This window comes from Rhodopseudomonas pentothenatexigens, from assembly GCF_900218015.1.
GTDB lineage: Bacteria > Pseudomonadota > Alphaproteobacteria > Rhizobiales > Xanthobacteraceae > Rhodopseudomonas > Rhodopseudomonas pentothenatexigens.
Genome location: NZ_UFQQ01000031.1, coordinates 44689 through 50834, shown reverse-complemented (window position 1 = coordinate 50834; position 6146 = coordinate 44689). Strand labels below are relative to the sequence as shown.

At 59.1% G+C, this 6146-nt stretch carries 8 protein-coding genes; 5 read left to right on the top strand and 3 right to left on the bottom strand.

Annotated elements, in window-relative coordinates; all coding sequences use genetic code 11:
- Positions 1 to 104: 104 nt before the first annotated feature.
- Complete coding sequence (locus tag DWA33_RS21645; protein ID WP_114360574.1) at positions 105 to 524, top strand: type IV secretory system conjugative DNA transfer family protein; 420 nt, start codon at positions 105 to 107, stop codon at positions 522 to 524.
- An 892-nt stretch (positions 525 to 1416) separates the two neighbouring features.
- Here DWA33_RS21645 and DWA33_RS21640 read toward each other — a convergent pair.
- The gene (locus DWA33_RS21640) at positions 1417 to 1758 is read right to left on the bottom strand and encodes a DUF736 domain-containing protein (protein ID WP_114360573.1); all 342 of its coding nucleotides are present in this window, start codon (positions 1756 to 1758) and stop codon (positions 1417 to 1419) included.
- A gap of 772 nt (positions 1759 to 2530) precedes the next feature.
- Here DWA33_RS21640 and DWA33_RS21635 point away from each other — a divergent pair.
- The 4 genes from DWA33_RS21635 (at position 2531) to DWA33_RS21620 (ending at position 4568) form a co-directional block, all read left to right on the top strand.
- Positions 2531 to 3055: a hypothetical protein gene (locus tag DWA33_RS21635; RefSeq protein ID WP_147270293.1), complete on the top strand. Its 525-nt coding sequence runs from the start codon at positions 2531 to 2533 to the stop codon at positions 3053 to 3055.
- A gap of 59 nt (positions 3056 to 3114) precedes the next feature.
- Entirely contained in the window at positions 3115 to 3750 is a 636-nt protein-coding gene (locus DWA33_RS21630) for a hypothetical protein (RefSeq protein WP_147270292.1), read from the top strand.
- 165 nt (positions 3751 to 3915) lie between these two features.
- Complete coding sequence (locus tag DWA33_RS21625) at positions 3916 to 4170, top strand: type II toxin-antitoxin system VapB family antitoxin (RefSeq protein WP_114360570.1); 255 nt, start codon at positions 3916 to 3918, stop codon at positions 4168 to 4170.
- Entirely contained in the window at positions 4167 to 4568 is a 402-nt protein-coding gene (locus DWA33_RS21620; protein ID WP_114360569.1) for a type II toxin-antitoxin system VapC family toxin, read from the top strand. The genes DWA33_RS21625 and DWA33_RS21620 overlap by 4 nt, the downstream gene beginning before the upstream one ends.
- 61 nt (positions 4569 to 4629) lie before the next feature.
- Here the strand turns inward: DWA33_RS21620 and DWA33_RS21615 are convergent, their stop codons facing one another.
- Together DWA33_RS21615 and DWA33_RS21610 are read right to left on the bottom strand one after the other, a co-directional pair.
- Complete coding sequence (locus tag DWA33_RS21615; protein WP_114360568.1) at positions 4630 to 5241, bottom strand: hypothetical protein; 612 nt, start codon at positions 5239 to 5241, stop codon at positions 4630 to 4632.
- Positions 5238 to 6137: an ArdC family protein gene (locus DWA33_RS21610; protein WP_114360567.1), complete on the bottom strand. Its 900-nt coding sequence runs from the start codon at positions 6135 to 6137 to the stop codon at positions 5238 to 5240. The genes DWA33_RS21615 and DWA33_RS21610 overlap by 4 nt, the downstream gene beginning before the upstream one ends.
- Positions 6138 to 6146: the final 9 nt, after the last annotated feature.

Below are 6146 nucleotides of genomic sequence, written 5' to 3'. Positions count from 1 at the left end.
CTCGCGCACCTCGGGGGAAAACTTGTTCGTCGTCTTGCTCGTCATGGCTCCATCCTCTCAGGAGTTGGAGCCTCCGGCAAACCCGGGGCGGTTCACTGCCGCAATTGCAGGGGCTCTATGGCAAGCGCTGGATGAGCATTCTGGCCAATAGCGGCCTCGTCCAATTCTTCACGCCGTCCGACGTCGATACGGCGGACTATCTGCAACGGCGCGGCGGCATGACCACGGGTGAAAGCCGCAGCCGAACCTATGCGGGCTCGGTGATCCGTGCCGAGCAGAGCGATACCCGCTCGGAAAGCCGTGTGCCGCTGCTGCCGTTTGAGAGGATCATGAGTTTGCCGCCCGATGAAGCGATCACGTTCTTTTCGGGGAAGCATGATCCGTTCTTCTCCGGTCGTGTGCCGTATTGGAAGATTCCCCGTCTTGCCGGGCTGTTCGACAAGGACCCGTTCCATTTGGCCGCCTCGGACCGTTCGCGCCGCGAAGCACCGGCCGCTAGCGCGGCCGGTGCCGGTGGGCGCTAGTTACACGACATGATCTGAAGCGATACAGAGACAACCAACGAATCGACCCCTTGATAGTTGGCATCATTCACTGTGCTGATAATACTTACATGCAATGACTATACTAGAGGAGTGCCCTGCATGTGTTCCGATTCACATATTCTAACACAGTCGTCCAACTCGAATGGACAGGACACCACTCGCGTCGACAAGTTCTCTCTCGCACGTGAAGCAAAGATCAAGATTAGACGCACAAAGATTTTCGATTACGATACTTTCAATACGCCAATGACGGCGGTCAATGGCGACGTTTCAGGAGGTGGATCAGAGATGACAGCCTCTGTGACCAGAGGGTTCATTGTACGAATTGAGAATGTGTGCACGGAGCCACGGGAATACTACTACGAAATTGAGCTATTCAAAAATAAGCAGCGCGCTGATTTGCTTAATCGAATTAAGAAGCGGACAATTGTCTTAAGGCCGGGACAAGTTGTTGAGCACACCATTGTGCCACCGAAGAAGCATCTAACTGCGATACTGAGCTGTTTTCAATCTATCGATAAAGACAACAAATGCACTGAAAGCTATGCGCCAAATTGGGATCTAAAGCAAATAGCGGACCCCCGCAGAATAACCCTTTGGTCATTCTTGCGTGATGATCTTCGGCTATTCGCTTTCAGACTGATGCAATTTGTTATGTATGGAGTGATAGTTGCGTTCTTTCTTGGTTTGATCTTGATGTTTTCGAAAGCCAAATTCTAGTCGACTGACATAGCGACACTTGACTAACATTGTATTCGGCACAGGGGCTTACACAATCCAACTGTAGCTATCTATCATTCGCTCCATCTAACCGGGGCTGGCCGTTCGCGCCGCGAAGCACCGGCCGCTGGGGCGACCGGTGCAGGTGGCGCTAGTCGCTGACTGTCTTCTTCTTGTAACGGCTCCAGATCAGGGTGGCCCCTTTGCCGTTTTCGGTGACGAAAAGTGCGGCATTCAGCGGCTCGCCAAGGGCCGGATCGTCGATCTGGACGGACAGGAATGACTTCCCGGCTTCGCTCTTGCGGTCCCAGGCTGCGCCGAACTCGACGGTGCCATTGGGCGTCTGGGTGACGATCCGGTAGTCGGGCTCCTTGGCTGCACCGGTTTTCTCGGCGGGGCGGATTTGCACCTCGCCGCGCTGAAAGGTCAGCGTGGTGATGTCGCCCGCATAGGTGTCTGCCTTCTTGTCGTAGGTGAAATTGCCAATAATCATGGTTCTCTCCTTTTCACTTAAGTGAGCCGCCACAACGGCGATCTCGTTGCACTCGTTTTGCGGTCGACCGCAGACGGCGAACGGCAAGAAAAAAGTTCGGCGAAGTCCGCACTTTTTTCTTGCGTTCCCGGAGGGCGCGCCTTGGCGCGCGACGTCGGTCGACTGCTACGATGGGCAACGATGAAAGATCGCCTTGTGGTGGTCTCACCGAAAAGGAGAGAACCATCGGCAATTTCACCACGCATGAAGGCAGACGCGGGCGATATGACATCACAACGCTGACCTTTGCCGCGAGGATATCCGCTTGCCAAAACCGGTGCAGCAGGCCGCAGTTGATCGTTGGCCGCCCAATGGCATCCGTGTTCGGCGCTGCCTCGGACGTGACGTCAAGCCGGGAAGTCATTCCTGTCCGCCGATCGACCGGCACTTACCACCGCGAGCCTCCGCGCTCTTCGTCAGCGAAAGCGGCAAGGCAGCCTCGGAGCCGATATGGGAAGACAGTCAGCGACTAGGGCCCTCGGTGTGTCGCCGTGGACAGTGCTTCGTCGGTTGCGAACGGTCTTGCCAATCGCCGGACAATATTTTCGACGTTCACGTTTTCGACTCTTTCGCGACGAGTCTTCCGTTGTGTAGGCTACCGGTCATTGATGGCGGCGAACTGGCCGCCCCTTGGCAAGCACAGCGACAATCTGAACGGACGGACGAGTGTCATGCTCGACCTCACACGATGTCACGTGCTTAGGGGGCATTGGCCTTAACCGGAGACCGCGTGATGCTGGAGCAGTCGCGACGCACGGTGTTGAAGCAAATCGGCGCAGGCGTTCTACTGGCAGTCGCCCCTTCCATGTCCAGTGCTTGCATACCCACCTCACTCCGCACGGTCGAGGAATGCTTCGGTCCACGCCGCATGGCGCGTCTTGCCGGGCTTTGCCGGGGCGCTCCCGTGCGCGGGGTGATGGCCGAGATCATCCGCAAGGACAGACGACAAATCGCACCGCTGCAATTGGTGGATGACGACGGGCGGTTGCGGCTGCTGCCGGAATACCGGAAGGCGCTGACCTTGTTGCTGAACGGCTGTGATGCGGTGAGGTTCACGGTTGGCGATGAAAGCTGGGAGATCGAGCAGTCGGGAAAGAGCGTCGATGACGAAATTTACAACGTGGCGCGGTATATGAATCTCCCGTTCTCGAACTATGCCGATCTGGATTATCTCGATGATGATCGCCGCGTGATCACCTATTACCGGAAGCCTGCTGACGAGATGAGAATTTCGAACTCGACCATCTGGATGCTTTGACAATTTGAGGACCTTCGGTCCAGAAGGCTTGCATGATGCCCAGGCTGTCACGGCGAAGGATGGTCAAAGCGCTGGGGGCGTCGGCCTTCGTCCTGTCTTCCCCCACGACCGCACTGCCTGCAATCTGCCAACCGTCACGCTCGCTCGAAGCCATCCTTGGCCCCGCAAGGCTGGAGCGCGCCAAATTCCTCTGGAGCCTTCCACAATGGCCGCACCGTCTCGATGAGGGACTAGTCGACGAGGCGAACCAGTTCAGGCTTGCTCCTGCCTTCAGACACGCGCTGACGGCGATCATCAACGGAAGCACGTCTGCGGTATATGACGTCGACGACGAGAACCCCGACCGGGGGCTGGAACTGCGCCGCGAATACGCTGTTCTCGCCCTCTTCTCGTATTTCGATCTGTTTCCGCGTGATCTGGCGATGGGCGACGACTTTGACGATGCGACCGGTCGCATCAAATCGCGTTGTTTCGTCGTTGGCGACGCATGGCAAGAATTCGGCGATGAAGAACCGTGGAAGTATGTTTCAGACGACTGGCAGCCCGATCCTGTCTGGATGATGACGGGCAAAACCCACCTCGATAGTCCGCTCGTGTTCAAGTCTCTCGCCAACAAGCTTGGTTGGGAGGAAATCGACATGGTCGCAGCTTACGAGCATGCGCTGAAGGACAAGCGTCGCTACCCGGGCGATTGAGACTGCCGTGCCTCAGAGTGTTTGAGGCGGAGAAGGCAGCTCTCTGATCGTCCGCCTCGTTGCTTCTGCCTGCAACCGCTTGCAAAGACAGGAAACAGCATAACTCGTTCATGGAACTTGCAATTTTGCCATCGGGCGATCTATCCTTGGCAAAGGAGAGATACAATGACCGATCTTCCGCTAGAGATCACACGCCTTGCCGAGCGGCTGGCCGCGGCACAGGGCATTTCTGTTGAGGAAGCGATCAAGCGCGCGATTGAGGCGAGCGCGACCGCGGCAGGCCTTGCCGGGGACACGCAACATCCGCGCCGACGGATGACGGTGGATGAGATGCTTGCGGTCGGGGCGGAGATTGCAGCACTGCCGGTGCTTGACCCGCGCCCGGCGACGCAGATCATGGACGACATCAACGCTCCATGATCGCCGTCGATAGTTCAGCCCTCATCGCCATTCTTGAGCGTGAACCTGACGCAAGCCATTTTGCCGACGAAATCCGGAAAGCGAACCGGCTGCTTATTTCAGCCGTGAACGCGCATGAGGCGGCCATTGTGCTCCGCATCCGCCGTGGTGCGAATGCGCTGGCGCGCTTCTGGCGCTTCCTGCAAATCGAGAACGACTTTGAAATTGTCCCGTTTGATGAGGCGCAGGCGCGTGAAGCCGTTGCCGCCTTCGAGCGGTACGGCAAGGGCATCAATTCCGAGACACGGCTGAATCTTGCTGATTGCGCAGCCTACGCGCTGGCCAAGACAATGAACGTGCCCTTGCAGTTCAAGGGCGACGATTTTGTCCGGACGGACCTCCACTTTGTTGGACGCTAGCAGGTAAACATCGCCCGGCGTTGTCCCGCTTCAGCAGGCGCCGGGTTCAGCTACCGGCTCCCTAGCGGCGATACTCCGGCTTGATCGTCAGAAGGCATCCCTTCAGCTCCCGCCTCACATGGGCTTCGACAACCGCCGCTGCAAAGCTGTCCGGCGTGTGACCCGGCTCCAGTGCGCCACTGATCCCGAGAAAAGACCGGTAGCCGGTTTCCGATATGAAGGGCTGATCGAGGTCGACCACGCGCGCATCGAACCCCGGCCACACGAAGTACCCCGAGGCGATACCGAACAATCCGTCGATCCTGATCCGCGCGCGCATGGTGCCGACCGTGATCTCGAAGCTGCCGCTCTGGCCCCAGAGCGGCACCGCGCCATCGGGCGCGCGTGTCTCGCGGTCGAGGACGCACCCCGGCGCGTCCTCGTCCGCGATGATCCCCGGCTCGTAGCCATTCAGTTTCTCGGCGAGCCGGTGCGCCTCGCGGTGGCATTCCAGCACGGCGGCGGCGTCACCCGCCAGCATGGCGGCGTGATGCCGCTCGATCAGAGCCCGGTAGAACGGCAAGGCCTCTTCCATGGCCCCCGGAAGGTGAGCGCTTTCGCGCTCCACCTGCCGGTTGGCGTTGATCTGATCGGCGCTGGAAAGCAGCGCGTCAAAGCCAAGTTGCGCGCTCATGCGGCAACCTCCTCCCGCGCGGGCTGTTGCAGCCCGTGCAGGAAGTCGGCGGCGCGCTGGGCATAAGACGCGGCGGTGAATATCGCCCGCTTGTCGCGCTTCAGCACTTCAAGCCAGCTCGCGATATAGGCGGCGTGGTCGTCGCGAACTTCCGGGGTCAATTCGAGGTCGGCAGAAAGGAAGGCGGAGCCGAGCTCGGCGACAAGTTCCTCCATCGCATAGCCTTCATCGCCCCAGCGCTTGCGCCCGAATTCCCGGTTGAGGCGGTTCTCGTGGCGAGTCCAGTGAATGGTCTCATGGGCGCGGGTGGCGTAGTAGCTTTCGGGATCGCGGAAGGCTTCGAAGGGCGGCAGGTCGATGCGGTCCTGAGAGACGACATAACAGGCGCGGTTGCCGCCGTGATGCACTTCGGCACGTATTGCAGCAAAGAACGCTTCGGCCCGTTCGATCCGTTGCAAGGGCTCCGCGCGGGGTGGCGGTGCCGCATAGAAATGCGCGGGCAGATCGTCGATCTGCTCGACGTTGAACACGGTGTATCCTTTCATGAAGGGGATTTCGGCCTCGGTCTCCTCACCCGTTTCCGCGTTTCTCTCGGTGCGGCGGATGCGGTCGGCATAGACCACGAGGCAGCCCTGCTCGCCCTTGCGGACGTGAGCGCCGAGGTCGATGGCCTGCTTGAAGGTCATCCAGAACGGCGCGGCGTAGCCCTTGGTAACGGCTTCAGTCCAGAGCATCAGGACATTGACGCCCTGATAGGGGATGCCGTTGGCACGCAGCGGGCGCGTGATGCGCCCGGCTGCATGTTCAACACTCCACGGCTTCAGCCATGGGCGAATGCCCTGTTCGAGGTCGGCAACGATCTTGTTGGTGATAGTCTGATAGACGTCGGTGCGCATGATCGCCTC